General features: G+C 73.5%; 2 protein-coding genes and 1 pseudogene. 2 read left to right on the top strand and 1 reads right to left on the bottom strand.

Features of this window, described 5'->3' with window-relative positions:
• Nucleotides 1-262: 262 nt before the first annotated feature.
• Nucleotides 263-1,066: a tryptophan-rich sensory protein gene (locus tag JSX79_RS17955; protein WP_092386196.1), complete on the bottom strand. Its 804-nt coding sequence runs from the start codon at nucleotides 1,064-1,066 to the stop codon at nucleotides 263-265.
• Between the two features lie 189 nt (nucleotides 1,067-1,255).
• Here JSX79_RS17955 and JSX79_RS17950 point away from each other — a divergent pair, with 189 nt between their 5' ends.
• Together JSX79_RS17950 and JSX79_RS17945 are read left to right on the top strand one after the other, a co-directional pair.
• Nucleotides 1,256-2,239 (top strand): magnesium and cobalt transport protein CorA, encoded by a 984-nt coding sequence (locus JSX79_RS17950; protein ID WP_070418265.1) that lies wholly within the window; start codon nucleotides 1,256-1,258, stop codon nucleotides 2,237-2,239.
• Between the two features lie 106 nt (nucleotides 2,240-2,345).
• Nucleotides 2,346-2,795: pseudogene (locus JSX79_RS17945) on the top strand (glycoside hydrolase family 36 N-terminal domain-containing protein); the annotation flags it as partial.

Raw genomic sequence — 2,795 nt, 5'->3', positions numbered from 1 at the left:
CGCGCTGAGCGCGGGCGCGCGCGCGGCCGCACGCCGCGCCGCGGCCGCACGCCGCGGCGCCGCGCTTTGCCGAGACTCGGCCCGACGGACGGTTTCGCGGCGCCCAGCCGGCGAAGGTGTCCGCCCAGCCGAGTCTCGGCTGCCCCCGCGTGCCGCGCCGCGCCGCGCACTTTCGCGCTGAGCGACAGTTCACGCGGCCCGCGGGCCGTGAACTGTCGCTCAGCGCGAAACGTCGGGACGGGCAGCCAGCCCCGCGCGCCGCTCAGGCGGCCGCGACGCGCGCCGGCGCAGCCGCGCCGCGCCACCCCGCGCGAGCCCGCACCACGAGCGTCACGACGACCGCCGCAGCCGCGGCCACCACCGCCGCGACGGCGGTCGGCGTCGACACGAGCGGCCCGTCGAGCCGAGCGACCGCGACCCACGCCAACCCCCACGCGAGCGACGCCGTCGGCGCCAGGCGCCCCCGGCCCCACACCGCGAGGAGCACCCCGACGAGCCCGGCCACGAGCGCGATCACCACACCCCAGACGTCCAGCGACAGCCCGAAGCCCCGGAAGCCCGCGGCCGTCAGCACCGCGGCCGTGTTCGCCGCCGTCGCGACGCACACCCACCCCAGGTAGAGCCCGAACGTGCCGTCGGTGACGATCGCCTCCACGATCCCGGAGGGCTTCGACCGCCGCAGCAGCACGAACGTCCACACCAGCACGGCGAGCAGCGCGACGATGATCGGCTCGCTCAACCATAGGAACCCGAACTGCACGCTCAGGATCCATGCCGCGTTGAGCAAGAGCGAGAGCACCGCCGGCACGGTCAGCCGCGCGTGCCGGTCGTCGTCGGCGGTGCGGAAGCACTGGCGGATCGCGTAGGCGAGCAGCCCGACGTAGATGACGCTCCAGATCGAGAACGCCGGCCCGTCCGGCGCGATCGCCGTCGACGAGGCCGAGAGTGCTCCGCCGGCAGCGTCCTGGATCGGCGTCCCGCCGGCAGCTCCCGAGCCGACGAACGCGCCGACCACCGCGACCACCGCGCTCACCGCGACTGCGATCCGCTTCCAGATCCTCTTCATGTCAGCCCCTTTCGTCAGCATGCTGATGACCTGCACCGTAGGCGCGTGGCCGGGCCCGGCGCGCAGCGCACGTCCAGCAGACGGGGGACGGGCCGGACTGGAGGCGCGGTGCGGGCCCGACCCGCGCCTCCTGGCCCGCACGTCGGTCGCGTCCGACCCCCGCACGCTCGCCCTGCGTACGGTGGTGACGTGTCTGTCGAACTGAACACCGTCTACGTCGACCGGATCGCCCCGATCCCGAGTCCTTCGCTCGACGACACCTTCCGCATGCTCGAGGACCAGGGAGCGAGCGCGTGCATCGTGCTGCACCAGCCCGACGCCGAGGAGCTCGGCGACGTCGCGGTCGCCCTCGGCCTGCACGAACTCGCGGTCGAGGACTCCGCCGAGGGGCACCAGCGCCCGAAGCTCGAGCGCTACGGCTCGACGCTCTTCGTGGTCCTCAAGCCCGCGCTGTACAACGACCAGCAGGAGGAGGTCGCGTTCGGCGAGGTGCACGCCTTCGTCGGGGAGGACTTCTTCCTCGTGGTCGTGAAGGCCGACCCCCGTGGCAAGCAGACCGTCCCGCGGGCACTCCAGCGGATGAGCGGCAAGCCGGGACTCGTGACGGTGGGCCCGCAGGCGCAGCTCTGGGCGCTGATGGACTCGATCGTCGACGGGTACGTGCCGGTGATCGACGGCCTCGAGGAGGACATCAACCAGATCGAGGACCAGCTCTTCGCGGGCGAGGCCGGGGTCTCCCGTCGCATCTACGAGCTGTTCGGCGAGGTCGTGGACTTCCAGCGCGCGGCCCGACCGCTCATCCACATCATCGAGAACCTGCACCGCGGGGCGGAGAAGTACCACCTCCCGGTGGAGATGCAGCGCCGGTTCCGCGACGTGCTCGACCACGCGATCCGCACGGTGGAGCGCCTGGACACCTTCCGGCAGCTGCTGCAGAACGCGCTGACGGTCGACTCGACCCTCGCGGCGCAGAAGCAGAACGACGACACGAAGAAGATCTCGGGCTGGGCGGCGATCCTCTTCGCCCCGACGCTCATCGCGGCGATCTACGGCATGAACTTCACGCACATGCCCGAGCTCTCTTGGACGTGGGGGTACCCGCTCGCGATCGTCGCGATGGTCGCGTTCGCCGCGGTCCTGTGGGTGGTGTTCAAGGTCAAGCGCTGGTTCTGACCCGGATCCGTGTGCATCCGCACACGCGCTGCGCGCGTCGACTTGCTGGGAGCGCTCCCAGAGCGCGAGACTCGTCGAGCCGTCATCGTCGCCGACTGGAGCACTCATGCCGCACGACCTCGTCCACCTGACCGCCGGGGGCGTCTCCCTCGTCCTCGACTGCCGCGACCGTGCCCTGCCCGCGGTGGTGCACTGGGGCGCGGCGCTCGGTCCGCTCGACGACGCGGAGCTGGCGGCCCTGGCCGAGGCGGACGTGGCACCGGTCGCGCCGAACGAGGCGGACGTGCCGGTCCGGCTGGCGATCCTGCCCGAGCCGCACCGGGGGTGGACCGGGCGACCGGGGCTGTCCGGGCACCGGGACGGGCGCGACTGGTCCCCGGCGTTCACGGTCACCGAGCTCGAGGTGACCGGCGCCGCCGACACCGCGGGCACCGCCGACATCGCGGGCGCCCGCACCGACACCGCCGGCGCCGCCGACGCCGCGGGCACCCGCGCCGGCACCGCCGACACCGCCGACGCCGCGGGCCCCCGCACCGGCACCGCCGGCGCCGCCGAC

Source organism: Curtobacterium sp. GD1 (genome assembly GCF_020882855.1).
In the GTDB taxonomy this organism is placed as follows: Bacteria; Actinomycetota; Actinomycetes; order Actinomycetales; family Microbacteriaceae; genus Curtobacterium.
The sequence above is the reverse complement of the archived record's forward strand: the minus strand, read 5'-3'. Positions and strand labels throughout refer to the sequence as shown.

What these genes read in the sequence shown, in the direction of transcription:
- JSX79_RS17955 (WP_092386196.1), bottom strand. Translation starts at nt 1,066, where the DNA reads ATGAAGAGGATCTGGAAGCGGATCGCAGTCGCGGTGAGCGCGGTGGTC.